The following is a 24,722-nucleotide window of genomic DNA, read 5'->3' as shown; positions in this document are numbered from 1 at the left end:
TGATTTAGCGACTTTATCTAACCTTTTGCTTATGCCGTTTTTGCTGCTGATGCACCTATTATTGATGCACTTAGGTTACTGGTGAACTAGCTTGCCATTCTTTACCACATCTTTGCAGGGATTGACGCCGTAGGAATAGGCTAATTGCGCAGGCGTGGCGATATCCCACAGACAAAAATCGGCTTGTTTGCCGACCACTAAGCTGCCGACGTTATCTTCAATCCCTAGTGCCTTGGCGGCATTGAGTGTTAAACCCGCAAGCGCTTCCTCTGGCGTTAAGCGGAACAAGGTGCAGCCCATATTCAGCATCAACAGGGTTGAGCAAATGGGGGATGAACCAGGATTAAAGTCGCTGGCGAGCACCATAGGTACGTCGTATTGGCGCAGTAAATCGATAGGTGGTTTTTGGGTTTCCCGCAAAAAGTAAAACGCGCCTGGCAGCAGTACGGCGCAGGTGCCACTTTCACTCAAGGCTTTAACGCCCGCTTCATCTAAGTATTCAATATGATCCACAGACTTAGCGCCAAGACGTGCGGCCAGTGCGCTGCCGCCCATATTGGTTAGCTGCTCGGCGTGGAGTTTAATCTCTAAGCCCGCCGCTTTGGCTGCACTAAGTACCCGTTCGGTTTGCTCAAGATTAAAGGCGATATTCTCGCAGAACACATCCACAGCATCGGCAAGGTTTTCGGCGATCACTGCGGGCAGCATCTTATTGATAATTAAGTCGACATAGCCGTCGCTATTGTCTTTATACTCAGGCGGAATCGCATGGGCGCCGAGGAATGTGGTCTTTACATCTACATGGTGATGCTTGCCGAGCTCGCGGGCAACACGCAGGATTTTCAATTCAGTTTCAGTATCTAAGCCGTAACCCGATTTGATCTCAACCGTAGTCACCCCTTCTTTGGCGAGCGCGTTTAAGCGCTGGCGGCCGAGTTCAAATAATTCTGCTTCATCCGCTTCGCGGCAGGCTTTAACGGTCGAAATAATGCCGCCACCTGCACGAGCAATTTCTTCGTAACTGGCGCCCTGTAGGCGTAACTCAAATTCATTGGCGCGATTACCGGCAAAGATTAAGTGGGTGTGGGCATCAATCAATCCTGGGGTGATCCAGCCGCCTTTGCCTCTGTAAACGGGAATGGACAACACATCGAAGGCAGGCAGTTCGCTGCGGGGGCCAAGCCAAGCAATTTTACCATCTTTTACTGCGATGGCCGCATTGGTGATCGCACCATAAGGTGCTGATATGGAAGGGTCCATTGTGGCTAAGTTAACGTCTATCCAAACCTGATCCCAAGACATGTATTCCCCTCGCTGTGCTGGCAGATGTTAACCAAGTGATTAACGGTTTATTAAATTTATGTGAGCTGGCTTGTATTTACTTGTATATACAAGCTAGGATTGTAGCCGCAATTTTGAACGTTTGAAAGAGTGAATAGTACCTAGATTCTAGCGCTCTATATTGAGGAAATGTTTTTGGCTACACCTAAGTTTGCAGAAATTAAGCAATACATTATCTCCTCTATCGAGTCGGGTGAGTGGGAAGAGCATGCTCGTGTGCCTTCTGAGAATCAGCTTGCCGATTTGTTTACCTGCAGCCGAATGACGGCGCGACGTGCGCTAACCGAGCTGACGGATAGCGGTGTGCTTGAGCGTTCTCAAGGGCTAGGTACCTTCGTCGCAGGGTGTAAATCCCAGTCGTCTATGTTGGCGATCCGCAATATTGCCGATGAGATAAAAGACCGTGGCCACGGCTATAGTGTGCAGCAATGGGTGTTAGAGCAAGTCGCTGCGAGTACGAGTATCGCAATTTCCCTTGGACTTGAGCACGGTGCGACGGTATTCCATTCGATCTTAGTGCATTGCGAGCAGGGGTTACCGCTGCAAGTCGAGGAGCGTTATGTGAATCCCGAGTTGGTGCCCGATTATTTATTGCAGGATTTTACCCTGCAGACACCCCACGAATATTTGTCCCAAGTGGCACCGCTGACCGAGGCGCATCACACGATTGAAGCGATTATCGCCAGCGCCGAATTACAGCAAAGGCTCGAAATCCCCGCCACTGAGCCCTGTTTACAGATTTTGCGCCGCACTTGGTCGCGCCAAGGCGTCGTGAGTTTTGCAAGGCTAGTTCACCCAGGTAGCCGCTTTAAACTCGGCGGTCACTTAACCTTTAGCAAGTAGCGCCAGTGGCGTGATTAACAGATGTAAATCAGTAATTTAAATAGCTGCACCCTTATAAGTTAAAAAGATGAAAACACAATAAAAACAATAGTGCTAACCCGTATTAGCGACTCAGCGAATACGAGTTAGCACCACAGGTTGAAAGAGGAAAATTCAATGGACAAGCGCCACGACCCAAGCCGCCGAATTATTGCACCGCATGGCACACAATTAAGCTGTAAGAGTTGGCTCACAGAAGCGCCAATGCGTATGTTAATGAACAACTTACATCCCGATGTCGCCGAGCGCCCAGAAGACTTAGTCGTCTACGGTGGTATCGGCCGCGCCGCCCGCGACTGGGATTGTTACGACAAAATCATCGAAGTCTTACAACGCCTCGAAGACGACGAAACCTTACTAGTGCAATCGGGCAAACCTGTGGGCGTATTTCGCACCCACGCAGATGCACCGCGCGTACTGATTGCTAACTCAAACCTAGTGCCACATTGGGCGAACTGGGAGCATTTCAATGAGTTAGATAAGCTAGGTTTGGCTATGTACGGGCAGATGACGGCGGGTTCTTGGATTTACATCGGCACTCAAGGCATAGTCCAAGGTACTTACGAGACCTTTGTGTCGGTCGCAAAACAGCACTTTGAGGGTGCATCCAAAGGCAAATGGATCCTCACCGGCGGACTAGGCGGCATGGGCGGCGCACAAACGCTGGCGGGTACTATGGCTGGCTTCTCAGTGTTAGCCTGTGAAGTCGACGAGACCCGCATCGATTTCCGTTTGCGCACTCGTTATGTCGACAAAAAAGCCACTTCGCTCGATGAAGCATTAGCCATGATTGAAGAAGCGAACCAAGCTGGCAAGCCAGTATCAGTGGGCTTATTAGCGAATGCCGCCGATGTGTTTGCTGAATTAGTTAAACGCGGCGTTACTCCTGATGTGGTGACCGACCAGACCTCGGCACACGATCCATTAAACGGTTATCTGCCGCAGGGCTGGACTATGGCTGAGGCTGCGGCCATGCGTAAAACCGACGAAGCTGCTGTGATTAAGGCGGCAAAAGCCTCAATGGCGGTGCAAGTACAAGCTATGCTCGATTTGCAAACTGCCGGCGCAGCAACGCTTGATTACGGTAACAACATTCGCCAAATGGCGTTTGAAATGGGCGTTGAAAACGCCTTTGATTTCCCTGGTTTTGTACCTGCTTATATTCGCCCACTGTTCTGTGAAGGCATTGGCCCATTCCGCTGGGTGGCGTTATCTGGCGATCCTGAAGATATCTATAAAACTGACGCTAAAGTCAAAGAACTGATCCCAGATAATCCACACCTGCACAATTGGTTAGACATGGCGCGCGAGCGTATTGCCTTCCAAGGTCTGCCTGCGCGTATTTGCTGGGTTGGCTTAAAAGATCGCGCTCGCTTGGCGTTAGCTTTCAACGAAATGGTCAAAAATGGCGAGTTGTCAGCGCCCGTGGTAATTGGTCGTGACCACTTAGATTCTGGCTCTGTGGCCAGCCCGAACCGCGAAACCGAATCTATGCTGGACGGCTCAGATGCAGTATCCGATTGGCCATTATTGAATGCACTACTCAACACCGCCAGCGGCGCAACTTGGGTGTCGCTGCACCACGGCGGCGGCGTCGGTATGGGCTTTAGCCAACATTCGGGTGTGGTCATTGTGTGTGACGGAACTGACGCGGCGGCAAAACGTGTTGGCCGTGTGCTGTGGAACGACCCCGCGACAGGCGTAATGCGTCATGCCGATGCGGGCTACGAGATTGCGAAAAACTGCGCCAAGGAGCAGGGCCTCGATTTACCTATGCAAGACTAGCCGATGCTAACGATTCAATAACAATAATAACTAAAAGCTTGGAGCTAAAAATATGAAATCTGTGAATCACTTAGTGTTAACGCCGGGCAGCTTGAGCCTAGCGCAATTGCGCGAAATCAGCCGTCATAAGTTGACACTGGAACTCGCGCCAGAGGCCATTACTGATATCAACACCAGTGCGCAAATCGTGCAAAAAGTGTTGGATGAAGGCCGCACCGTTTATGGCATCAACACGGGTTTTGGCTTGTTGGCCAATACCAAGATAGCGCCTGAAGATCTGCAATTACTGCAACGCTCTATCGTGTTATCCCACGCGGCGGGCACGGGTCAATATATGCAAGATGCCACAGTACGCTTGATGATGGTGTTAAAAATCAATTCATTAAGCCGTGGTTTCTCGGGCATTCGTTTAGAAGTGATTAACTTCTTAATCAGCCTAGTGAATGCCGAGGTTTACCCTTGCGTGCCAGAAAAAGGCTCTGTTGGCGCCTCGGGCGATTTAGCGCCACTGGCGCACATGTGTTTGCCTATGCTGGGCGAAGGCGAGATGAGCTATCGAGGTGAGTTAATTTCTGCCGCCGAAGGTTTAGAAATCGCGGGCCTCAAGCCAATCGATTTAGCAGCCAAAGAAGGGCTTGCCCTGCTTAATGGCACGCAAGCGTCGACTGCGCTGGCGCTGGAAGGCTTGTTCCACGCCGAAGACTTGTTTGCTGCAAGTTCAGTGATCGGCGCCATGAGCGTCGAAGCGGCTATGGGTAGCCGCAGCCCGTTTGATCCACGTATCCATGCGGCGCGTGGTCAGAAAGGTCAAATCGATTCGGCCATGGTGTTCCGTCATCTACTGGGTGAAGAGTCTGAGATAAGCTTAAGTCACGCAAACTGTGAAAAGGTGCAAGATCCTTACTCACTGCGCTGTCAGCCACAGGTGCTGGGTGCTTGCTTAACGCAAATTCGTCACGCGGCTGATGTGTTAGGCACTGAGGCCAATGGCGTAACCGATAACCCGCTGGTATTCCAAGATACTGGCGACATTATCTCTGGCGGTAACTTCCACGCCGAACCCGTGGCTATGGCGGCGGATAATCTGGCGATTGCGATTGCTGAGTTAGGCTCTATTGCCGAGCGTCGTATTGCGTTATTAATCGATTCTAGCCTGTCGAAACTGCCGCCATTTTTGGTGAAAAACGGCGGGGTGAATTCAGGCTTTATGATCGCCCAAGTGACGGCGGCGGCATTAGCGTCCGAGAACAAAACCTACGCTCATCCGGCATCGGTTGACAGTTTGCCAACCTCGGCCAACCAAGAGGATCACGTCTCTATGGCGACTTTTGCGGCCCGCCGCTTGCGCGATATGAGCGAAAACACCCGTGGCGTACTGGCAATTGAATTGTTAGCGGCGGCGCAGGGGTTAGATTTCCGCGCGCCTTTAACGCCAAGTGTTGCAGTGGCTAAGGCCAAAGCCGAATTGCGTGAAGTCGTCGCTTATTACGATAAAGACAGATACTTCGCGCCAGATATCGAAGCCGCGACTGATTTGTTGTATACAGCGAGCTTTAACACTTATCTGCCAGCAGGAACGCTAGCCAGCTTTTAGGTGCTTTAACTTATAAGGCTTAATCAGCGTTAGTGACTGATTTTCACTGAGGCGTAAAACTGAAAAAGGCACAAACATAAGTTTGTGCCTTTTTACTATTTCCTTTGGAAATACAATTAATTTACTCTGGAAAAGTTTCCTGTAGTCGATATCTAACCGAGTTAACTCAGGCTTAGCCTTGGCAATCTATTGGCAGATATTCGTCGGGAATGTCGCTACTGCTGCATACCCAAGTGATATTGCTTTGCTCATCAACTTGTGGCGATAGATAGACTTCGTAGCCTTGATAATCACCGAGGGCTTCGCCTCCGACAAAGCCGACTATGCCATCTGTGTACAAATTAAATGTCGCAATCTGCTCGTCCGTCAGCTTTAGGGCATCTAATTCAGTTGGCCATGCTTGGTTGGTTTGATAATAGCCAACTAAGATGTCGGTGATCGGCGTCAGTGCTTGGTGCTGCTGATCGATACTGGCAATGGCGAGTGTTGCGTCAGGCACAGTCATAGCTGCTGGTGTCGCTTCGGTTGCGGCCGGGGCTTCATAACTCGTGGCGGCACTCATCTTTTCTTGATATTGCTTGTACGCTGGCAACGCAACTGCGGCGGCAACACCAATAATCGCAGCAAAAATAATGAGTCCACCGCCTGCTGTGCCCATGCGTGGCATAAAGAGGCTAAAGACAAATGCCCATGCACTGCGTGATGGCGGCGTGTATTCCGTTCCCTGCGCTTTGGCGTCGACTCTTGCCATACGTTTAGTCAGCCAAGGATAGCTGCCGTTAAGCTCGTGCAGTGACATCCAAAAACCACTCGATTCGCGAGCTTGGCGGATATATTGATCCACATTCATACGTTTCCATTGCTCTACGCCAGCGGCTAATACGGCGACGGCATTGGTGGCAGAACGTAAGCTGTTGCAGCAACGTAACCCGTGGAGATCGCAGGTATATTCGCAGGCGCGAGAATAAGCCGCACCCACTAAAGGCAACCAAGTGGCGAAGACTAAAAAGGGGGCCTTGCCAATATGATTGCGGCGAATATGGCCTAATTCGTGGCCGATATAGAAGTTAAGTGCATCTTTATCGGACTCAAGCGCATCCACAATCGATGAAAATAGCACTATATAGTTACGGCCGAGGAAGCGGGTTGCCAGCGCGTTGAGCATGCCATCGGCGGCCAACAAGTAAGCTCGTGGTGGCTCTTTCATTTCTAGACGATCGCAGCATGCTAAATATTGTTTATGTAATTCAGGGAATTGCTCTGCATTGATTTCGACAGCCGTCCCTTTTAGGTAGCTAATAAAAGCGGAGTGGCTGAAAAGATAAATAATGAAAAACATCAACACATAGAGCAGGGCCATGCCCAAAGTACCTATGATCAATGCTGCCCAGACGATCCCTGAGATAATCGCTAACAGAGTGAACAGCGATTTTTCCTTCGAATAGACAATATCTGTCATTTGGATGGGATTATCTTTCCCTGCGGTTGGGGTAATAACTTGTTCCATGTTGATCCTTTTCCTAGTGAAGTGACAAGCGGCGTGAAAATAGTCAATTTCGCTCGAAAATTCAACCACTATCACGCGTAATGCCAAAATTAACCGTTCTGTGATTCGGTTAAATCAGCATTAAGCGCAACTGGGGTAGGAAGCTTGTGTCAGGATCTTGCGGCTTTTAGCCTGTTGGCAAATCCCGATGGCTGTTTTCCAAAGGCGGTTAAGGTGCCTTTATCGCCGTGCCCGCCTTAATGGCTGCTTGAGCGAGGCTGACAATTTGCTTCTCTGCGGTATTGGAAAGGCTTTGATGAACTTTGCTTAGCTCATCCATTTGTTGACCAAGCATGTCCATTGATGTGCTCAGGTTGTCGATCTCCATCTGTATCTGAGGATCTTCTCTATCGGCCGCAATGTTGAGTAGAAGTTGCTGAGTTTGGCTGTTGATCGCGTCGCCTTTTTGCTGCATTTGTTCGCCTAACACTTTCATTTTCTCACCCTGTTGCTGCATTGGCATGATGGCGGTTTTGATTTGCGCCACTATGGCGGGATCTGTGATGACATAAGGCGTGCCTGCTTTTTTCACCCATAGGTAATCGGTATGATAAGGATTACCTTGGCGCTCCAGCTGTTCCCAATCGTCACTGTGGCCAGCACCGATAGTCATCTCGCCATCCTGTTTAACATAAATCCATGAAAAATCTGGCTGACTTTGGCTGAGCACTGATTGGCTGAAGACAGATATACCTCCATCGGCACTGCTGCTCGTTGCTTGGCTCTTTGTTTGAGTCGCCCAAATGGCGGTTGGGATCAGAGCGAGAATAAACAGACCGCCCATAAGTTGAGTGCGCGTATTCATAGTGTTTCCTTGTATGGCTGTGTGGATCGGCGGGTTATGCCAGAGTTGCATTAACCTGCCACAGCAGAATCTGTGCCATAAAAATTTAATCTTACTTATCAATGTAATGGCTATTTAAGTGTCCGCGCATTGTTGCCGAGAAGGTGTAAGAGTGTCCGCTAATGTGTCCGTTCAGGCTGGTGGACACGGGTGGCTAAGTCGACGTATTTCTTTCGCCGAGTTTGATTGTTAGCACTAGAATGAAGTGCTCGTGAGGTTGAGATAAAGGTGAATTTAATCACGATTTTTACACTATTTTGAGTGCAATTTAAGGCATGACTCTTTGAGTCAGGTTAGGTTAAGCCGCTATAGGCTTAGCTATGGCAAGCGTTGAAGTAAACCACAGAATATAAAGGAATTGAGATGGCAAAGTTAATCAATAAGATGTTGAATAATCGGCTGGGCTTCACTCGGTATTGCGCCGCCGTTGTGATGGGGAGTTCGTTAAGTACAGGAGCGATGGCGGCCGATGCGCCGTCCTTTGACTGCACAAAAGTCGATGCGGGCAGTATCGAAGCTATGGTCTGTAAGGATGCGGGACTGAGCCAACTCGATAATAAGTTAGCTGAGGTTTACAGCCAAGCGCTTGAAAAAGCAAAAAATGAACAGCCACCGACTTTAAAAGCGATGCAGCGTGGTTGGGCGAAAGGCCGTAATGAGTGTTGGAAGAGCGACGATAAACACGCGTGTATTGAAGCTAGCTATCAAACCCGTATTGCCGAACTGCAGGCGCAGTACCGTTTAGTCGATATGACCGGCCCAGTGTTTTATGCCTGTGACGGCAATCCTGCTAATGAAGTCGTGGTGACTTATTTTAAAACCGAACCCGCGACTCTAATTGCTGAACATGGTGATAGTACTTCATTGATGTTTGTACAACCCAGCGGCAGTGGTGCTAAGTATCAAGGCCGCAATGAAAGTCTTTGGGAACATCAAGGCGAAGCGAAAGTGGTTTGGGGCTTCGAAGCGCCAGAAATGACGTGTAAACTGGTGACCAAATAGCGTTAATTGAAGGTCGCCATGAAACAAGCCCTTGTGCATATCGCCTTGGTCGTACGAGATTACGATGAGGCGATTGATTTTTATGTTAATAAATTAAAATTCGAATTAGTCGAGGACACTTATCAAGCCGAGCAAGATAAGCGCTGGGTCGTCGTTGCCCCGCCGGGTTCTAAGGGCGCGTCTATTTTGTTAGCCCGGGCTTCTAAGCCAGAGCAGTTCGATTTTATCGGTAATCAGGCGGGTGGGCGGGTGTTCTTATTCTTGAATACCGATGACTTTTGGCGTGATTATCGCCGTATGGTCGCCGATGGCGTCGAATTTGCGCGCGAGCCACAAGAGCAAGACTACGGCACAGTCGCTGTGTTTAAAGATCTCTATGGTAATTTATGGGATTTACTGCAATTGAATGATGGGCATGCTATGGCGCACAGGTTAGCGTATCAGGATTCAGGATTAGAAATTAATACCTAGTCCAAGGTTGTACTTGATATCACGAGTAGTGTGCCAAGGTGTTTGAGTTTCATTAATATCATACTTAAACGAGAGATAAATCTCTTGTGCAAGCAGATACTTAAGCCCTATTGTTGAGTCTGAAATATAGTCAATGGTTGGCGTGTCAGGGAAAGCGATTTGGAGATCGGCATAGGTCTCCAGCACGCCATCAAACCAATACTGTTTATAGTTAATTGTGGTTGCCCAAGCATTGAGTTGATAGGTAAATATTTGACTATCTAACCAAAAGTGGTTGTAAGTGACAACAAAGTCCAGTTTATCTCGTCCTATTCCCCAAAATCGATAACCCGGTCCGAGTGCGGCGTAATAATTGCGAACGGGGAAGTCGAGTCTATCTTCTTGAAAATAATCTTCTTGACGTAATAACCAATGCTCGCTGATGAGGTAGTCAAGGCTGTAGTGAGCTTCAAGCGTATTGCGTTTAGTGGTTTTCTCTTCGGTTTCATAGCGAACCTCAGTTTTGAGGTTATGGCGCCATTGTAAGGTTTCGGCGGTAATATCGCCTTTGGCATGAAGCTTTTGGGTCTTTTTAGTGTTACTGGTGACATCAATTGCGGCTTCAACACTGCCACTATAGCGCCACTCAGAGTCACTTTTTCGGTCAGAAAACACCAGATCACTAATAGGAGTCTGTCGATTATTTACCAGCACAAACCCATCGAGGTCGGAGTATTGAATGCTCACATCATGCAGGGTGCGATTAATGCTCCAATAATGATTTTGGGTGGTTTCAAAGCTTTTAATTGCACTACGTTCGATGGTTATTTTAGGGGAATAATTGGGTTTGATGATTAAGTGTTCTTCGTCAAAGTTTTTAATTTCGCCAGTGATTCTATCGCCATTTCTGAGTAACACGGTATCAGCAAGGCTTTGTCCACTTAAGCCCACCAGAAGCATGGCTATAGATAACGTAGGGTAGCGATTTGGCATTAGCGACTGGCTCAGCATAAACGGTGTCGGATATGTTGGCATTCTAGCCTATATCACAGCGAGTAAGGCAATAGTGTTAAGAGGAAGAGATGGAATTGGACATCAACGTCCAATTCCTGCTTTTACTCAAAGGATTAGCGGGAGTTAATTTCGGTGATTTTGAGGTTAATTAGCTGCTTCTGCCATTGGGCTTTATCTATGCCTTCGACCCAAATCACGCTGCTTTTACGCTGCTCGCCCTTGCGCAGATAGGTTTCTGGCATGCGGAAAATGGCTTCCCAGACTTCAAGTTTTTCGGTTTTTAATAAAGTACCATTATCGGCGAAGAAGCTGGCTTCGACTTCGACTAAGGTCACGTGCTCATTGCTGGTGCTAGCAAGGTCGAAACTGAGTCCAAGTTTATCGCCTTTCCATTGTCCGCCGGTAAAGCTGACTTTGATGCCATCTTTACCGGTTGAGCCTAATAATTCGGGTTGGGCAATTGCAGTGGCAGTCAAGGTGGTGACAGGTTCAGCCACAGTTTGAGTGGCGAGTGCAACACTTGGGACGCTGGCAACATTGCTTGAGGTGCTTACTGCCGTCGCAGCTAAGGCATTGGGCGCGGCTTTGGTTTCTGTGATCACATATTCCCAGGTAAAGTCGTCTTTGAGTCTGACTTGGGCGCCATTTTCTAGGGTGATTTGAGCTACGTCGGCGGCCATAACCGATGATGTGAGCAATAACAATGAGCTAAGTGCGCTAAGGCGTAATGAAGTTTGCATTAATTTTCTGGCTCCGATATCCGTCTGAGTCAATATTCTGCCCTAACATAAACAATTTGCCGCGTATTAGTCACTGTCTAAGTCGTGTTTTGACGAATAAAGTGGATTTAGCTGGAAGATACTGACTCGAATACAGATTGAGTTCACTGAGTGTGGCACTATATTGATAGCGCGGTGACAGGACACAGTCAGATAGCGGCATTATCAATCAATTTAGCGAGAGGAGATTAAGATGCAGATTAAACATGGAATTTATGGCGTCGTTATTGGCTTGGTATTGAGCGCAGCGGCATGGGCCGATGACGCCCCTAAAGTCGGCTGCGCGGCGAAATTAGAGGCCATCAGTGCCGAACTTGCCCAAGCCAAAGCAGCAGGTAATAAACATAAAGTCGACGGGCTCGAAAAGGCCTATAACGAAGTCTCAACCCATTGTGACGATGACAGCTTATATGCCGAGCGCGCCGCCAAAGTTGCGGCCTTAGAAGAAAAACTGACCGAGCGTCAAAACGAGTTGGCCAAAGCCATAGAAGAAGGTCGTTCTATGGATAAAATCAACAAGAAACGCAATAAGGTCGCCGAAGTGGAATTGGAGCTTGCTAAGGCGCGAGCCGAGCTAACCCAATAAGTCGCCTAGCTCAGTCGTTTGGATATGCATTAGGCTTAGCCCGCGTAACCTATGCTTAAAACTGTGGATTCTGTGCTGGAGTTGTAGCCCGCGCTCAGGATGAAATGTTCGGTAATGCGGTATCTAAGCCCAGCTTCTGCGCCCCAGCTGGTGGTTTTATCTTCATCCCACCTAGGTTTGCCATCGACAATTCTGGGTGAAATATTGTTAGTGTAAGACACTGTACTGATATAGCCGCTGCCGCCCGCATAAATGCTTAAGTCGGCAGTGAGGCTGTAGCTTAACCCTAAGCGAAAGAGGCTTTCTTGGCGGAAGGACTGCGCGGGCTCTGGTACGATAATGTCGGTTTCACGGCTGCGTGCATAGCCTAGGTAATATCCCCATTGCTGGTAATTATTATCGAAATGATAGGGTGCGAGTGTAATACCGTAGAGATTGTCTGCAGCGGGCACGTAATCCAGCATGAGTGCGATATAAGGTGCATTGGCGGTTTTCTCTGATTTATCTGGCATCACCAATGGCTTAGAAGTGCTATATTCGGCCGCTTGAAGCGGTTGGTATAGGCTCAATAGTCCAAAGCTAAGACAAGCGACCTTAGATGAATAACGACACATAGAATGGTTTCCTTAGAGATAGGGGAAATATTGTTCATTTTCCTTTGTGCTTGGTCAATTCAAAATGCTAAAATCTCTTTTAAAATAAGTGTTTGTAAATTTATTGTGTTTGAGCATGAGTATTTTCTAGGGTGGCATTAACCGAGGTCAACTCGGCCGTTACCTTTGTATGGGTTTGTTGCGCTAGCGCCTAGGTTGGAGTGGAATTGTGGATCAGGAAATAAGACTCGAAATTTCGGCATGGTTAGCGGGCTTTGGGATTGATAGCCAACCCTCGGACGGCATATCAACCAGCATAATGATCATTGCCTGCTTACTGCTGGCGGGTATCGCTTATCTCATTGTTCGACGTGTAGTCATACGCGCTGTCAACATGGTGATCCTGCGCTCCAAAGTCACCTGGGACGATGTGTTTATGCGTTACAAAGTGCTCGAAAAGCTGGCCATGCTAGTGCCTGCAATCGTGCTCAATCTATTAGTACCCATCGCCTTAACCGAACATCAAATCTTAAGTAATTTAATCGACCGGTTGCTGAGTATTTGGCTGGTGGTGCTGATGATCCGCGCTATTTATGCGGGTTTAGATGCGGTCGATGAAATTTCAGATGTCAATCTGGTGAGCCGACGTTTACCCGTTAAAAGCTTTGTGCAGTTAACTAAGCTGTTTTTATTCTTTGTCGGCATTATCGTTTCTATCTCCATCTTGGCCGATCAGTCCCCTGTGTACTTCCTTAGCGGCTTAGGTGTGGCGACGGGTTTTGTGATGTTAGTGTTCCGCGACACTATTTTAGGTTTTGTGGCGGGTATTCAGTTAGCAGCAAACCGCATGGTGAGCAAGGGCGACTGGATCCAGATGGACAAATATGGCGCCGACGGTGCGGTAGAAGAAGTCTCGCTGACCACAGTTAAAGTGCGTAACTGGGATAAAACCATCACTATGATCCCCGCCTATGCCTTAGTGTCGGATGCGTTTCGCAACTGGCGTGGTATGTCTGAGTCGGGTGGGCGTAGGATTAAACGCGCTGTTAATATCGACATTAACAGCATTAAGTTTTTGAGCGAGGAAGAGCACGAACGTCTCAGTAAGATCAATTGCTTAAAAGAATATTTCCCTGCCAAAATCAACGAAATCCGCGAGGCGAATGCCAGAGTCTCTGATCTTGATATGAAAGTGAATGGTCGCCATTTGACTAACGTCGGCACCTTCCGCGCTTACCTGCAGGAATACCTACAGCGTCACGATAAAGTGCACAAGGACATGACCCTAATGGTGCGTCAGCTCGCGCCAACCACAGAGGGTCTACCGATCGAGATTTATATCTTCACTAACGATACTCGCTGGGCATTTTATGAAGCGATACAAGCAGATATCTTCGACCATGTTTTTGCAATATTGCCTGAGTTTGGTCTGCAGGCTTTCCAAGCGCCAACGGGTAACGATATTCGCAGCTTAAAATCGGTGAAGGTCGAGGGTTAGTCTCGACTGATCAGAATCGCGGCTAAGGTAAGAAAGACACCGCCGCTGCTTCTGTCAAACCAATGCAGCTTGTTGCTCGCCTTTAGGCTGGGCGCAAGCACATTGGCCATGCAGGCGTAAATCATCACAAAGCTAAAATCCACTATTGCCCAAGTGGCTGCCAGTATCATAAGTTGCGGTAATTGCGGCGCGGCAAGATTGATAAATTGCGGAAACAGCGCGGCAAAAAACAGTAAATCCTTGGGATTACTGATCCCCACTAGAAACGCCTGCTGATAAAGTTGCCTTGGCGTGCCTTTGCCTTTTGATTGGCTGATCTCAAGGGGTTGACCTTGGCTCTTGGTCAACAACAGTTTGATGCCTAAAAACACTAAATAGGCTACACCGCACCATTTTAGCAAGGTAAAACCGTATTCTGAGGTGCTGATAATGGCGCCTAATCCCGCCGCTGACGCCATCATCAAGACTAAAGCGGCACTCACACTGCCAAGGCCTGTGGCCATGCTGCGCATCTTGCCGAAATGGATCCCGTGGGACATAGACAACATAGCGATGGGGCCGGGTGAGATCCCAATCAATACAATGGCCAAGAGATAGAGTAACCAAGTTTCGGGTTGCATGTGTGCCGCTCTAAATAGGGGGAAAGATTAATGCTTCGTGCTCGCCACAAAATCAGGGATCACCTTAGGATGACGGCCTTTAATGGTGCGATAGAAGCTCAAAATCTCGTGCATGTCGGTCGCGATATCACCACTGGGCTGCAATGGCGTACGGATAACGACAGTGCGGCGGCTAAAGTCTAAGCCAACGGGAGTGATAGGTACGTGAGCCTTGCAGGCAATATGGTAGAAGCCGCACTTCCAGCGGGTCACTGGACTACGGGTGCCTTCGGGCGCCAACGCTAGCTTATAATCGGTTTTCGACTCAAACAGCTGTACGGCAGCATCGACTAAGTTATTGTTTTTGCGTCTATCCACTGGGCTACCGCCAATGGCGCGGAAGAACCAGCCCCAAGGCGGGATAAAGAGTTGGTGTTTACCGAGAAAGTGAATTCGAGTGCCCAGAGCACCACGAGCTAAGATGCCTACGATGAAGTCCCAGTTACTGGTATGTGGTGCGACTATGATGATGTATTTAGCGCAGTCGGGCAGTTGGCCTTCTATCTGCCAGCCTGAAAGCTTAAGTAGCCAACGGCAAAGTGGTGTAAACATAGTTCGGTGCCCAGAGTCGAAAAATTAATAATATCATCAGCTTTTTTAGATTTTAAATTGGCTTAAGCAAGATAGTCGGTGCTGAATTCGCTATAGTACAGTTTAACCTGATTGTGGGGGAACAATACTATGTTGAAAAATGGACTATTAAACAATGCTAGCTGGCAGCGTTTTTTTGCGACACTTTTATTCTTAGTAACTTGCCATGTGAGTGCGGTGCCGACGGATGAAATTACGCAGATGCTCAAAGGCCAAGAAGACGCCTGGAATCGCGGCGATCTCGATGCTTATATGCAAGGTTACTGGAAGAGTGAGCAATTGCGTTTTGTTTCTAACGGTAAGTTTCGTTATGGCTGGGAGGAAACCCTTGCCGCTTATAAGAAAAATTATCCCAATAAAGAAGCGCTTGGTGAGCTGAAGTTCACGATAAAAGAAATCAAAATGCTCAGCAATTACGCCGCTATGGTGGTTGGGCGCTGGGATTTACGGCGGATAAAAGATGCCCCAACGGGTGTGTTTACCCTGTTGATTGAGAAAATTGACGACCGCTGGGTGATTACTATGGATCACAGTTCGGACTAAGCCGTGTCCTTTACACTCAGTACTGCACAGCAGTTCAAATTAGATTTGCGATAATAAACAGTCTGGCTTAGCGGGTGGCTCGGCGGGCAGGGTTAAATGGAAATCCTGCTGTCCGAGCTGTCTACCTTTACCGTCGTATCTCACTTCGGTGAAATGCATGCCGCCTTCAGTATCCTCAAGTAGAATGCTGGTTGAGCGCGTACCATAGTCGGGGTGACGAATATAAATTGCGGCTAAGCGCCGTTCCCACTCTATCCCCACTCCCGTGTTCGGCAATTCATTATCTTGTGGTTGAGAGTCGTCTTTCATCAGCTGTAACAGCGCTTGCACTTCTAGGTTGTCTGACTGACTTATCACAGCTTCTAGCGCTTGTTGTCCCTTCGCCATTTTCGGCCAAATATCATCGAGTGCACCATTGCTAATGGCATGAAACCCATCGGCGAGTTTAACTGTGTCTTTATTGATGCTGTTAAAACAATATAAGTCAGTACCTTGGCCGAAGATGAGATTGAATGGTTGATAATTGTCACTGTGCTCAACGAGCCAATTCGGGCACACGAGCGACCCAGAGTTGAGTGTCATAGTGATGAGTTCACCACGACTACGCATGGCTTCTGGGGGCTTTTGCGGTACGCGCAAATTCGTCACAGCGGCGACTTGTCCCTGCTTATTCACCCCAAACCAAGTGCCGCCCGCCTGCAGATCTTTTCCAGCGAGTATGTTTTCTTCCGGTGGCCAAAAGTGTGCTGGCGCGGTCGGTCTATGGTGAAACTCATCACGGTTGGCACAGATGATTAAGGGATACTTAGGATGGGCATTAATGGCGACAAAGAGTATGCACATAGCAGGCTAAATTAATCCAAAGGTAGATTAACTTAGCCTGTCTGCTCACAAATGAACAGTGTTAGTGGTGTGAGTGCTTATCCGCTTTTGCTTTTTCGTGTGTATGTTCATCGGAATGATCATGGGCGCTAGGTATTTCAGTCGTGCTTTGAACAGATGCGTGCGAAGCGCTATGGCTATGAGCATGTTCGTGGGAATGTCCATGCGAGTTCGCTACCGGCTTGCTCAGCATTAAGCGGCGTAAAAATTTACGTGGGCCTAAGCGTAGTAAGCTGGCGGCAAATAATCCCGACAGGATCAGCAGCGCGATTAAGTTCACCACTTCCGGTAAAGTGAACAGCGAGAACCACAGTGGTAGACGCAGTGCAGCGACTAAACTCACCGCAATAATACTCAGTAATATTGCCCTTTGTGGCCATGTCATTAACTTAAGCTGCGCTATGTTAAGCACAGGTGCGGCAATCAGCGGCATGATAATCGCGATAGGGCTCCAGCCACTATAGGCCAGTGCAAGAGCCAGCACCGCTGCGCCTAAGTTGCAGAAACGCATAGGTAAAAACACGAGCAACAGCACTATAACCTGCAGCAGCGGATTGCTTAATGGCACCGAAGGATGGCCGATTAAATTCACTAGGACTAGGCTGAGTAAAATCCACGGTGCGCTGCGATCGACTAAATGTGCAAAGCCGAAACGCAGGGCATTGCTAGGTAATTTAGTGTGTGGATCGGTAATAGTGACGTTAGCGTGGCTTAAATAAGCGCTAAGAATAAAGACCACAAGTAACTGGAATAACGCTATCCAAGGACCGAGCAACAGGGCGGTGATCACTAAGGCTTCTGGCCCCGCTAAGCGTTGAAACCAGCGGCGGGCTAAGCTGCTATCCTGCGGTGTTAAACCGAATTTGAAGCGCAGCGCAGCCGCACCATAGCTCAGCAGTAATATGGGCGCGAGTGTCAGTAACCAAGTCATTAATTGTTCTGTGCTGTGATCATGGTGGGCATGTTCGTGGCCGCCAGAATCCATTAATAGCAGCATCACGAGCAAGCCTATACCGAGCAAACTGCCGATACCAGCTTGGTATTCGTATTTGCCTTGCTTGTCGGTATCGTGTTGACCGTGGGGTTGATGTAGCACCACATGCAAAATCGAACCGGTAACAAACGCTTGTAAATAAACGGTATTTTCTAAACTGAGCTGAGTGATTAATTGCTCGCCTGCAAAGTAACCTACACCCGTAAGCAGCATCATAGCGACCAGCACTAAGCTAGCCCAACGGGTGCCGACTTGAGGTTTGAGTAACCACCAAATGGCGAGGCCGACGGGGAGGCGATGCATAATGACCCCGAGTGCGAGTAAAATCGAATTGCCATCTTGCTGCGCCAATACCATAGCGCCACCGTCTGTGATGGTGTGCAGTAGCAAGCCACCGATCCCTAGGGACAAGGTGAGATTATGGGTGATTTCTGAATAACGGTGGAATAGGCGTTCGCTGGCGGTCGGTCCCCAGATACCTAGGAATACAAAAACAACGGCTAACAAACCACCATGCTGCAGCAGCTCTGGCAAGATGTGGATCAACACTAATCCGCCTAATGAGACGAATATAAAGCCATCGAGCCCCTTCTGTAATCCGCTGCCCGATGAAAAGTAGCGATAAAACAGTGGCCCAATTAAGAGTGCGATACAACTAGCAAGAAGATAGAGCATGGATTCCACGGAAATTTGCTGAAAAAACGCCATAGTATACCAGCTGTAAGTCAAAGTGAGCAGTGACTTGCTGGCAATTTACCAAACTGACATTTTGCGCTGGGGTTTTCGGGGGCGAATTTTATTCACTTTGGCCATTTAGCGGAGAAATTTTCACATCAACATCGAGAAAAGGTTATACAATATGGGCTTATGTTGGCTTGGGTGTTGATACGTTAAATGGATATATTTTCTGCTGCGGTAATGTTGTTTTTGATCATGGACCCCCTGGGGAATTTGCCGATTTTTGCGTCGATTCTACGGCATATCGATCCCAAGAAACGTCGTAAGGTATTGATCCGCGAGTTACTCTTCGCCTTAGTGATCATGCTGTCTTTCCTTTATGCGGGTGAGGCTATCTTAAGTTTCTTAAATCTTCGCTCTGAGTCTGTGAGTATCGCGGGCGGGATTATCCTGTTTCTTATCGCGATTAAAATGATTTTCCCCCAACCCGGTGGTGTCGTTGGATTAGCCGCGGGAGAAGAGCCATTTATCGTGCCTATGGCCATTCCCCTGATGGCAGGTCCATCGATTCTTGCCGCTTTGATTCTACTGGCGCATACCGATAGCTCACGCATGGGTGATTGGACCATAGCATTAGTGTCTGCTTGGGGGGCAAGTGCAGTGATCTTAATGTTTTATAAACTCTTTACCCGTGTGCTGGGTGAAAAAGGCCTCACTGCGGTTGAGCGTTTGATGGGCATGGTATTGGTCATGATCTCAGTACAAATGTTCCTCGACGGTATTTCAAATTATCTAAAAACCGCTGGCTAAATTTATCTCGCTTGCTTAAAACGAAACCGCATTAACACTGTTAATGCGGTTTTTTTATGGCAGAAATCTGGTAGGAATACCCTCAGAACAGAGATTTGCTGAATAAACGCTGACAAAAGTGTAAATCTTTCTGGTGAAGCAATGTATCAAGTTGTTACTGGTGTGTAGTGCTGCTAATGTCGAAAACTCCGTCTGTATCTTGAGATGGGGCAACCCTGAGTAGATGACTCATAAAGGCAAATTTGTCTTAATACAAAGAGACACTAGTCTTAATAAATAGAATGGCGTTGGTTGTTACAGTAAGGATGTTAAAAATGCGAAGTGCAAAAGGCGTGACAGCGTTTGGACTGATGTTGGCATTGATTAGCGGCGCGAGTATTGCGGCTCCGAATCATACGCCTGCAGATGCGGGTGTGATTAATAAAGATCGAATTTTATATTGGTTGATTAAGCGTGGCGAAGTGGCCGCCGATGCCAGTGATAGCGTCAAGCAGGAAGCGATAGAAGCGTATATTCATCGTGCCACATTGGCTCAACCTAAGGCGCCGCGCATCGAAGTTGAAGCCGAACACGCGCGTCTGCAAAGAGCTAAGTCATCGCAAATGATGCGCTCACCCGCACAGCGTTTACTGGTTGATGCGGATGTAAAAAAAACCGTTAAAGTACTCTCTATATTAGTGGATTTTCCTGATTTAAAACATGATAACAATGGCTTAAGTGCGGGCGATACGGCCATGTATTACCCAAGTTATCCTGCGTCCCACTACAAGGCATTACTCTTTTCGACGACTGGCTTTAATGGTCCACAGGGGCAGACGTTAGATTCGGCTTATCAATATTATCAAGCGGTTTCAGGGCAAACCTTCTCCTTTACTGGGGATGTAAAGGGTTGGTATACCGCCTCACAAAATGCCGAATACTATGGTGCTAATGATCCAGATACTCGTAGTGATTCACAGGTCGAACAATTGGTAAAAGAAGCCGTATCTCAAGCCGTCGCGAATATGTCTCCTGCAGAGTTGGCTAGCTATGATGTTGAAGACCAAAATGACTTGAACAACAACGGTAATTACAACGAGCCCGATGGCATTATCGACCATGTGATGATTTTCCACTCTAGCATAGGTGAAGAAGCCGGTGGTGGAGCTTTAGGCGCGAGTGCAATTTGGTCGCATCGATTTTTTGTTGACCAAGCAACCAATGGCTATGCGCTTCCTGGTACGGATAAAAAAGTATTCGGTTATACCATTCAGCCTATCGATGCGGCCACGGGCGTGTGTACCCATGAGTTTGGCCATGATTTAGGTCTGCCAGATGAATACGATACCACTGAAAATGATAATAAAGACGGCTCGCCTGTAGGGTTATGGTCTTTGATGTCTGGTGGAAGTTGGGCTGGCGCTATCGCTGGTGCCCAGCCGAGTGGCTTTAGTCCCTATGCGCGCTCTTACCTACAGGAAAGATATAAAGGTAAGTGGTTGAATGAACGTGAAATCAGTTTAGATAGTATTCCAAAATCTGGCATGGATGTGACCTTGAATGAGGCGGTTAATCATCAGGCGGTTAACCAGATCTCCATTCCACTTCCTCCAACGCCAATCCCCTTTAAAACACCTTATCAGGGCAGTTATCAGTATTATTCTGGTCAAGGGGATATGCTGAATAACAGCATGAATTTCAATGTTACTTTGCCCACAGCCACGACAGATAAACTGATCCTGAGTATGAAAGCCAGTTGGAGTATTGAACGTGACTATGACTACATGCAAGTGAAAGTGGATGGTGAGGCTATTGCGGGTAATCACACTAAGTTTAACAATGGGGTAAATAGCGCTCGTCATATTATTACTGGCGAGTCGTCTGCGATTGCTCAGGCGGAAGGCAATGATGCTTGGGTAACGTTAGAGTATGATTTATCTGCCTATTCAGGGAAAACGATTGCGGTCGAGATCAATTATGTCACCGATGACTATACCGGAGGATCAGGGATCACTCTCGATAACATCAGTGTTAAACAAAATACCACTGAGTTCTATAGTGATAACGCCGAAGTCGCGGATAAAGTGACGTTCTATGGTTATAGCCGGATTAAGGACTCACGTCCTGGGCCAGCATCTCGCTATCTTATCCAACTGCGTAGCCATAACGGTGTCGATGCTGGCTTAAAAGCCGCAAGTTTTGATCCTGGTGTATTAGTCTGGTTAGAAGATTTTGGTTACAGTGACAATAATGTCTCAGACCATGCGGGCCATGGCTTGATTGGCGTGATTGATGCTGACCAAAATCTTATAGGCACTCGCTCTACTGACGAGCAGATCCGCGATGCAGCCTTTAGCACAGTAAAACAAACCTTCTACTTAGGTGACAATAATCGCGATGCTGTCAGTCTGTTTGATGACAGTCTAGATTACAGTGCGCCGCTACAACCGCAGTCAGGTATGGTATTGCAGCAGTTAGGTTTGACGATGCAGGTACTATCGCAAGCCAGTAATAACAGCACAGCGGTTATTCGGTTAGCAAATGCAAATTCTGATGCTGTAGCGCCGTTAAAAGTCAGTTTTACTAATACAGTCAATCAATTAGTTGTAAATTTCACCAGTAATGTCAATGGTGGTGCGGGAGCATTAACCTACGCTTGGGATTTTGGTGATGGCACCACAAGTGCAGCGGCTTCGCCAACCCATACCTACGCAAGCGCAGGCTCTTATACTGTGACGCTTACTGTGACAGATGCGAGTAATAAAGATATTAGTAGTCTGACAGTGACCGTTACTGCACCAGTTACGCCGCCAGTCACACCTCCGGTGACTCCGCCGGCGAATGAGAGTTCTGGCGGTGGTAGTCTAGGTTGGTTGAGCCTTGCTTTCCTTGGCTTATTGACTTGGCGTCGTCAGTTAAATATTCGCTAAGTGAATCGCGTAATAGCAGATCAAAAATGCCTCTAATTTAGAGGCATTTTTATTTGTCATCAGTCATTAGTGCAGCTTTGGCTAAAACTCGGATTCATAACTGACGGATAGCTTGCTCGGCCGCAGGCAGAAAGATTTCACTGACAATCATTTCGTGTTCACCGTGATGAAAATAGCGGCGGCGTCCCCAGAGTTCATGTTCGACACTCTGATCTAAACTTTCGGCTAAATGCGCGAGGCGACTACAGGTCTCAAAACTGGCGACTTCAATTCTGCCAGGGATAAAATGATCTTGGCTAAACAGCAGTTCACCTAAGGGGCGGGTGCCCAGCCCTAAAAAATCCGCTTGGCGCTCGGCCATTAACTTTTCGGGGATCAAGGTTCTGGCAAATACCCAAGGGATTGAGTCGAGGCAAAGTAACACTTCGCGGATCCATACTGAGCCTTGCTGGGGATATTCGCCATCTAAGGGCGCATGCAGCCCTTCGCCAAGGACTTTGACTTCAAATTGAGTGCAGCAAGTTTTGAGTTTTTGAGTTAGGCTGCCTGTAGCTAGCAACCATTCTTTCAAGGGCGATTTTGGGAGTTTGTCGGCTAGTTCGGCTGAAAACCACTGAATAGATTCACCATAGGGGAAGCTTAAGCTAGTCACATTCATTAAATACTCGTTACAATATAGGCAAACGTCGGCAGTTTAACATGTCGCGACACTAGCATATATACCCAAGCGACCTCCTGATACTGATCTGGCGTTTTCAGGTTGTTTGGCTATATAGATTGGGAAGTATTTTCCATCACCATGATTGTTTTTAGGGAGCCGCAAGTCGCTATGAAAAAATTACTCTCAGTCTGTCTGATCCTGTTTACCAGTGTTTTCAGTGTTTATGCGGTCGATGAAAAAGAAGCCGCACCCGCGGCAACACCTACGGGGGAGTACGCCTACTATGGTTTTGAGCCCGAAATCGTCACTAACTACATTTCTAACCGTAAGAAATTAGGGTTTGTGAAGATCAGCGTCGAGTTAATGGTGAAGAGCCCCGATGATCTGGTCACTATTGAGCGTCACGATCCGCTATTACGCGCCGCGATTGTGGAAGTGTTAGGTAATCAATCGGAAGAAAAGATTAAGTCACTCACTGGCCGTGAAGAGATTCGCCGCGAGTGCTTCGATATGGTCAATAACTTGATCACTCAAGAAGCAGGTAAAGCATTGATTGTAAACTTACTCTTTACCTCTTATCTGTACGATTAATTCATTGTCTTATTCTATGGGCTGACTTATGTCGGCCCATTGCGTTACAAGAGCTGCTATGTCAAAACCTGTCGTTAAATCCGTTCCATCAGCGACTGCGAAAACCGCAACCCGCGCAGCGAACCCCCGCCAAAAAGCTAACGCATCTAAGCAGGTTAAACCTGAAGGCAGGGCAAAACTAAGCAAAGACAAACCTAGGGCTGAAATCAAAAAAGCCCTGCATCCGCGTAATGCCCACTTGAATGGCTATGATTTTCCGGCGCTAATCAGTGCATTCCCTCGGCTGAAAACCTTTGTGCGGCCCACGCCCTATGGCGCGTTGTCGATAGATTTTGCCGACCCCTTGGCAGTCAAAACCCTCAATGCGGCGCTACTTAAACATCACTATGGGATTGGATCTTGGGATATTCCTCAAGGAGCGTTATGTCCTCCAATTCCCGGACGCGTCGATTATGTGCATTACGTAGCAGATCTGTTAGCCGAAGGCGATAAGTCATGTGCCATGGATAAGGCGAGAGTGCTAGATATTGGTACAGGCGCGAACGGTATTTATCCCATATTGGGCAGCCAAGTGTATGGTTGGCAATTTGTTGCCTCGGATATCAATACCCATTCACTCACCAATGTGCAGAGTATTATCGAGCAAAACCCAGCGCTGCAAGGGCGGATAAGCTTACGATTACAGCCAGATGACAAGGCGGTCTTCAATGGAGTAATCCAAGCCGAAGAGCGTTTTGAGCTCACCCTGTGTAATCCTCCATTTCATGCCTCTATGGCCGAGGCGAGCGAAGGTACAAAGCGTAAGGTGGCCAATCTACAGCTTAATCGTGGGAGCTCAGTAAAGGCTGCACCTAAGCTGAATTTCGGCGGCCAAGCGGCAGAGCTTTGGTGCCAAGGCGGAGAGCGACAGTTTTTGGCGACTATGATCCGTGAGAGTCAGATGTTTGCAGAGCAATGCCTGTGGTTCACTAGCCTAGTGTCGAAGCAAGAAAACCTGAAACCTTGTTATCAAGCCTTAGCACAGTTGAACGTTGATACAGTGAAGACGATTGAAATGCAGCAAGGCAATAAAATTACGCGGGTTTTAGCGTGGAGCTTTCAGTCGGCCGCTAAGCGCAAACTCTGGCGCGCTGAACACTTAGCCAATTAAGATTTTCAGTTTACTTAATAACAAAACAGGCGCCATTATTGGCGCCTGTTTTGTTAAGGGTAAAAAGAACCACTGTTACTGCGGCTTTTCTTCTTGATGATCACGGCGGAATAACGCCCACTCTTCTATGGCTTCACCGTTTGGCAAGGTACAGATACCATGCTCACCTTCGGCGGTTTTCTCTATTACTAAGCTACCACCCTGAGAGATGCAATACTCAGAGGCCGGATTAGCAATCTTAACTTGCGCAGCAGGTTTTTCAGCTTCGCCGCAACCCACGAGTGCCACAGTTGCCAGCAGTAAAGTTGCAGTAAACGGTAATAGGCCTTTCATAGACACT

The 24,722-nt window shown here is 47.9% G+C and carries 24 protein-coding genes; 12 read left to right on the top strand and 12 right to left on the bottom strand.

The features are described 5' to 3' along the window. Window positions 1-75 precede the first annotated feature (75 nt). Window positions 76-1,302, bottom strand: coding sequence for an imidazolonepropionase (gene hutI, locus AYJ58_RS02300; protein WP_106648607.1), 1,227 nt, complete (start codon window positions 1,300-1,302; stop codon window positions 76-78). 174 nt (window positions 1,303-1,476) lie between these two features. On the opposite strand from hutI, the gene hutC reads away from it, so the two are divergent. The 3 genes from hutC to hutH all read left to right on the top strand — a co-directional run bounded on the left by hutC (window position 1,477) and on the right by hutH (window position 5,602). After that, a complete protein-coding gene (gene hutC / locus AYJ58_RS02295) occupies window positions 1,477-2,184 on the top strand; it encodes a histidine utilization repressor (protein ID WP_106651726.1) in 708 nt (235 codons plus the stop codon). Window positions 2,185-2,340: 156 nt separating this feature from the next. Next, window positions 2,341-4,008 (top strand): urocanate hydratase, encoded by a 1,668-nt coding sequence (gene hutU, locus AYJ58_RS02290; RefSeq protein ID WP_106648605.1) that lies wholly within the window; start codon window positions 2,341-2,343, stop codon window positions 4,006-4,008. Between the two features lie 52 nt (window positions 4,009-4,060). Further along, window positions 4,061-5,602, top strand: a complete 1,542-nt coding sequence (hutH, locus tag AYJ58_RS02285) for a histidine ammonia-lyase (RefSeq protein ID WP_106648603.1) — start codon at window positions 4,061-4,063, stop codon at window positions 5,600-5,602. A 172-nt stretch (window positions 5,603-5,774) separates the two neighbouring features. Here hutH and AYJ58_RS02280 read toward each other — a convergent pair whose 3' ends face one another. Continuing rightward, window positions 5,775-7,109 carry a M48 family metallopeptidase gene (locus AYJ58_RS02280; RefSeq protein WP_106648601.1) on the bottom strand — a complete coding sequence of 445 codons (1,335 nt, stop codon included), beginning with the start codon at window positions 7,107-7,109 and terminating at the stop codon, window positions 5,775-5,777. A gap of 208 nt (window positions 7,110-7,317) precedes the next feature. Beyond that, entirely contained in the window at window positions 7,318-7,953 is a 636-nt protein-coding gene (locus AYJ58_RS02275; RefSeq protein WP_106648599.1) for a hypothetical protein, read from the bottom strand. A gap of 402 nt (window positions 7,954-8,355) precedes the next feature. On the opposite strand from AYJ58_RS02275, the gene AYJ58_RS02270 reads away from it, so the two are divergent. Both AYJ58_RS02270 and AYJ58_RS02265 read left to right on the top strand, forming a co-directional pair. Further along, window positions 8,356-8,994, top strand: a complete 639-nt coding sequence (locus tag AYJ58_RS02270) for an MliC family protein (protein WP_106648597.1) — start codon at window positions 8,356-8,358, stop codon at window positions 8,992-8,994. 18 nt (window positions 8,995-9,012) lie between these two features. Further along, window positions 9,013-9,465 (top strand): VOC family protein, encoded by a 453-nt coding sequence (locus AYJ58_RS02265; RefSeq protein ID WP_106648594.1) that lies wholly within the window; start codon window positions 9,013-9,015, stop codon window positions 9,463-9,465. Here AYJ58_RS02265 and AYJ58_RS02260 read toward each other — a convergent pair. Next, window positions 9,448-10,479, bottom strand: a complete 1,032-nt coding sequence (locus tag AYJ58_RS02260) for a DUF481 domain-containing protein (protein WP_232790847.1) — start codon at window positions 10,477-10,479, stop codon at window positions 9,448-9,450. The two genes, AYJ58_RS02265 and AYJ58_RS02260, sit on opposite strands and share 18 nt — an antisense overlap. 92 nt (window positions 10,480-10,571) lie before the next feature. Beyond that, window positions 10,572-11,198 (bottom strand): DUF3157 family protein, encoded by a 627-nt coding sequence (locus AYJ58_RS02255; protein ID WP_063881930.1) that lies wholly within the window; start codon window positions 11,196-11,198, stop codon window positions 10,572-10,574. A gap of 232 nt (window positions 11,199-11,430) precedes the next feature. Here AYJ58_RS02255 and AYJ58_RS02250 point away from each other — a divergent pair, with 232 nt between their 5' ends. After that, window positions 11,431-11,823, top strand: a complete 393-nt coding sequence (locus AYJ58_RS02250) for a DUF1090 domain-containing protein (RefSeq protein WP_106648592.1) — start codon at window positions 11,431-11,433, stop codon at window positions 11,821-11,823. A 35-nt stretch (window positions 11,824-11,858) separates the two neighbouring features. Here AYJ58_RS02250 and AYJ58_RS02245 read toward each other — a convergent pair whose 3' ends face one another. Beyond that, window positions 11,859-12,437: an outer membrane beta-barrel protein gene (locus tag AYJ58_RS02245; protein ID WP_106648590.1), complete on the bottom strand. Its 579-nt coding sequence runs from the start codon at window positions 12,435-12,437 to the stop codon at window positions 11,859-11,861. A 208-nt stretch (window positions 12,438-12,645) separates the two neighbouring features. On the opposite strand from AYJ58_RS02245, the gene AYJ58_RS02240 reads away from it, so the two are divergent. Beyond that, on the top strand, window positions 12,646-13,914 hold the full coding sequence (locus AYJ58_RS02240; protein ID WP_106648587.1) for a mechanosensitive ion channel family protein: 1,269 nt from the start codon (window positions 12,646-12,648) through the stop codon (window positions 13,912-13,914). Here the strand turns inward: AYJ58_RS02240 and AYJ58_RS02235 are convergent. Then, on the bottom strand, window positions 13,911-14,534 hold the full coding sequence (locus tag AYJ58_RS02235) for a LysE family translocator (protein ID WP_106648584.1): 624 nt from the start codon (window positions 14,532-14,534) through the stop codon (window positions 13,911-13,913). The genes AYJ58_RS02240 and AYJ58_RS02235 overlap by 4 nt on opposite strands. A 27-nt stretch (window positions 14,535-14,561) precedes the next feature. Then, window positions 14,562-15,125 (bottom strand): lysophospholipid acyltransferase family protein, encoded by a 564-nt coding sequence (locus AYJ58_RS02230; RefSeq protein WP_106648582.1) that lies wholly within the window; start codon window positions 15,123-15,125, stop codon window positions 14,562-14,564. 129 nt (window positions 15,126-15,254) lie between these two features. Here AYJ58_RS02230 and AYJ58_RS02225 point away from each other — a divergent pair, with 129 nt between their 5' ends. Beyond that, window positions 15,255-15,707: a YybH family protein gene (locus tag AYJ58_RS02225; protein ID WP_106648579.1), complete on the top strand. Its 453-nt coding sequence runs from the start codon at window positions 15,255-15,257 to the stop codon at window positions 15,705-15,707. A gap of 39 nt (window positions 15,708-15,746) precedes the next feature. Here AYJ58_RS02225 and AYJ58_RS02220 read toward each other — a convergent pair whose 3' ends face one another. Both AYJ58_RS02220 and AYJ58_RS02215 read right to left on the bottom strand, forming a co-directional pair. Next, window positions 15,747-16,550 (bottom strand): NRDE family protein, encoded by an 804-nt coding sequence (locus AYJ58_RS02220; protein ID WP_106648577.1) that lies wholly within the window; start codon window positions 16,548-16,550, stop codon window positions 15,747-15,749. Window positions 16,551-16,611: 61 nt separating this feature from the next. Beyond that, window positions 16,612-18,258 (bottom strand): metal transporter, encoded by a 1,647-nt coding sequence (locus AYJ58_RS02215; protein ID WP_106651724.1) that lies wholly within the window; start codon window positions 18,256-18,258, stop codon window positions 16,612-16,614. Window positions 18,259-18,477: 219 nt separating this feature from the next. Between AYJ58_RS02215 and AYJ58_RS02210 the strand changes: the two genes are divergently transcribed. After that, window positions 18,478-19,071: a YhgN family NAAT transporter gene (locus AYJ58_RS02210; RefSeq protein ID WP_011848195.1), complete on the top strand. Its 594-nt coding sequence runs from the start codon at window positions 18,478-18,480 to the stop codon at window positions 19,069-19,071. A 314-nt stretch (window positions 19,072-19,385) separates the two neighbouring features. After that, window positions 19,386-21,980: an immune inhibitor A domain-containing protein gene (locus AYJ58_RS02205; protein WP_106648574.1), complete on the top strand. Its 2,595-nt coding sequence runs from the start codon at window positions 19,386-19,388 to the stop codon at window positions 21,978-21,980. A 94-nt stretch (window positions 21,981-22,074) separates the two neighbouring features. Here the strand turns inward: AYJ58_RS02205 and AYJ58_RS02200 are convergent, their stop codons facing one another. Beyond that, window positions 22,075-22,638, bottom strand: a complete 564-nt coding sequence (locus AYJ58_RS02200) for a chorismate--pyruvate lyase family protein (RefSeq protein WP_106648571.1) — start codon at window positions 22,636-22,638, stop codon at window positions 22,075-22,077. 171 nt (window positions 22,639-22,809) lie between these two features. Between AYJ58_RS02200 and AYJ58_RS02195 the strand changes: the two genes are divergently transcribed. Continuing rightward, complete coding sequence (locus AYJ58_RS02195) at window positions 22,810-23,232, top strand: flagellar basal body-associated protein FliL (RefSeq protein ID WP_106648569.1); 423 nt, start codon at window positions 22,810-22,812, stop codon at window positions 23,230-23,232. Between the two features lie 58 nt (window positions 23,233-23,290). Continuing rightward, a complete protein-coding gene (gene rlmF, locus AYJ58_RS02190; protein WP_106648566.1) occupies window positions 23,291-24,382 on the top strand; it encodes a 23S rRNA (adenine(1618)-N(6))-methyltransferase RlmF in 1,092 nt (363 codons plus the stop codon). A gap of 75 nt (window positions 24,383-24,457) precedes the next feature. Here the strand turns inward: rlmF and AYJ58_RS02185 are convergent, their stop codons facing one another. After that, the gene (locus AYJ58_RS02185; RefSeq protein WP_106648564.1) at window positions 24,458-24,715 is read right to left on the bottom strand and encodes a putative hemolysin; all 258 of its coding nucleotides are present in this window, start codon (window positions 24,713-24,715) and stop codon (window positions 24,458-24,460) included. Window positions 24,716-24,722: the final 7 nt, after the last annotated feature.

The sequence above is a fragment of the Shewanella sp. Pdp11 genome (assembly GCF_002838165.1).
GTDB classification, from domain to species: domain Bacteria; phylum Pseudomonadota; class Gammaproteobacteria; order Enterobacterales; family Shewanellaceae; genus Shewanella; species Shewanella hafniensis.
Note: the sequence above shows the minus strand (reverse complement) of the source record. Positions and strands in the feature narration are given on the sequence as shown.

Coding starts and splice junctions, on each gene's coding strand:
- hutI (WP_106648607.1), bottom strand. CDS start 1,302: ATGTCTTGGGATCAGGTTTGGATAGACGTTAACTTAGCCACAATGGAC.
- hutU (WP_106648605.1), top strand. CDS start 2,341: ATGGACAAGCGCCACGACCCAAGCCGCCGAATTATTGCACCGCATGGC.
- hutH (WP_106648603.1), top strand. CDS start 4,061: ATGAAATCTGTGAATCACTTAGTGTTAACGCCGGGCAGCTTGAGCCTA.
- AYJ58_RS02280 (WP_106648601.1), bottom strand. CDS start 7,109: ATGGAACAAGTTATTACCCCAACCGCAGGGAAAGATAATCCCATCCAA.
- AYJ58_RS02275 (WP_106648599.1), bottom strand. CDS start 7,953: ATGAATACGCGCACTCAACTTATGGGCGGTCTGTTTATTCTCGCTCTG.
- AYJ58_RS02270 (WP_106648597.1), top strand. CDS start 8,356: ATGGCAAAGTTAATCAATAAGATGTTGAATAATCGGCTGGGCTTCACT.
- AYJ58_RS02265 (WP_106648594.1), top strand. CDS start 9,013: ATGAAACAAGCCCTTGTGCATATCGCCTTGGTCGTACGAGATTACGAT.
- AYJ58_RS02260 (WP_232790847.1), bottom strand. CDS start 10,479: ATGCCAACATATCCGACACCGTTTATGCTGAGCCAGTCGCTAATGCCA.
- AYJ58_RS02255 (WP_063881930.1), bottom strand. CDS start 11,198: ATGCAAACTTCATTACGCCTTAGCGCACTTAGCTCATTGTTATTGCTC.
- AYJ58_RS02250 (WP_106648592.1), top strand. CDS start 11,431: ATGCAGATTAAACATGGAATTTATGGCGTCGTTATTGGCTTGGTATTG.
- AYJ58_RS02245 (WP_106648590.1), bottom strand. CDS start 12,437: ATGTGTCGTTATTCATCTAAGGTCGCTTGTCTTAGCTTTGGACTATTG.
- AYJ58_RS02235 (WP_106648584.1), bottom strand. CDS start 14,534: ATGCAACCCGAAACTTGGTTACTCTATCTCTTGGCCATTGTATTGATT.
- AYJ58_RS02230 (WP_106648582.1), bottom strand. CDS start 15,125: ATGTTTACACCACTTTGCCGTTGGCTACTTAAGCTTTCAGGCTGGCAG.
- AYJ58_RS02225 (WP_106648579.1), top strand. CDS start 15,255: ATGTTGAAAAATGGACTATTAAACAATGCTAGCTGGCAGCGTTTTTTT.
- AYJ58_RS02220 (WP_106648577.1), bottom strand. CDS start 16,550: ATGTGCATACTCTTTGTCGCCATTAATGCCCATCCTAAGTATCCCTTA.
- AYJ58_RS02215 (WP_106651724.1), bottom strand. CDS start 18,258: ATGCTCTATCTTCTTGCTAGTTGTATCGCACTCTTAATTGGGCCACTG.
- AYJ58_RS02210 (WP_011848195.1), top strand. CDS start 18,478: ATGGATATATTTTCTGCTGCGGTAATGTTGTTTTTGATCATGGACCCC.
- AYJ58_RS02205 (WP_106648574.1), top strand. CDS start 19,386: ATGCGAAGTGCAAAAGGCGTGACAGCGTTTGGACTGATGTTGGCATTG.
- AYJ58_RS02200 (WP_106648571.1), bottom strand. CDS start 22,638: ATGAATGTGACTAGCTTAAGCTTCCCCTATGGTGAATCTATTCAGTGG.
- AYJ58_RS02195 (WP_106648569.1), top strand. CDS start 22,810: ATGAAAAAATTACTCTCAGTCTGTCTGATCCTGTTTACCAGTGTTTTC.
- rlmF (WP_106648566.1), top strand. CDS start 23,291: ATGTCAAAACCTGTCGTTAAATCCGTTCCATCAGCGACTGCGAAAACC.
- AYJ58_RS02185 (WP_106648564.1), bottom strand. CDS start 24,715: ATGAAAGGCCTATTACCGTTTACTGCAACTTTACTGCTGGCAACTGTG.